At 43.1% G+C, this 462-nt stretch carries 1 pseudogene; it reads left to right on the top strand.

Going from position 1 to position 462, the window contains the following annotated elements:
- Positions 1–144, top strand: a pseudogene (locus QTN95_RS21115) (IS1595 family transposase); the annotation flags it as partial.
- Positions 145–462 lie beyond the last annotated feature (318 nt).

Raw genomic sequence — 462 nt, 5'->3', positions numbered from 1 at the left:
TTACCGAGATATCTTGGAGAATTCTGCTTTAGATTCAATCATCGCTTTAACCTTGAGGACATGACCCTTGCACTTTTAAGAGCATCGGTATGCGCACCACCTATGCCAGAAAAGCTTCTCAAGCTAGCTGAGAGTCGGTGGTAATCAGGAAATTAAATGTTTATAGGAAAGAGCACGTTTCAGGAGGCGTATGAGTCAAATCGAGAAATGTAGCTATCGATAGACAACCGATAGCGGTTGGAATCAAGGGGAGTCGTTTTCTGTATCTGGTCTGGCCCTGCGTAATGTTTCGACTTCATTCACATATCGTTGCTCTAAATAACTGTTCCTAAATATAGATCACTGGTTTGTAGAAAAAGAAGGGAACTCGGTACCGTTTGAGCGATCTGATCAGTCGCCAAACATACAAACCTACAACCGTTACCGAGTTCTCATGATTCTAACATTACCTGACCGCGCAGA

The sequence above is a fragment of the Vibrio sp. M260112 genome, from assembly GCF_036533775.1.
Classification (GTDB): domain Bacteria; phylum Pseudomonadota; class Gammaproteobacteria; order Enterobacterales; family Vibrionaceae; genus Vibrio.
Note: the sequence above shows the minus strand (reverse complement) of the source record. Positions and strands in the feature narration are given on the sequence as shown.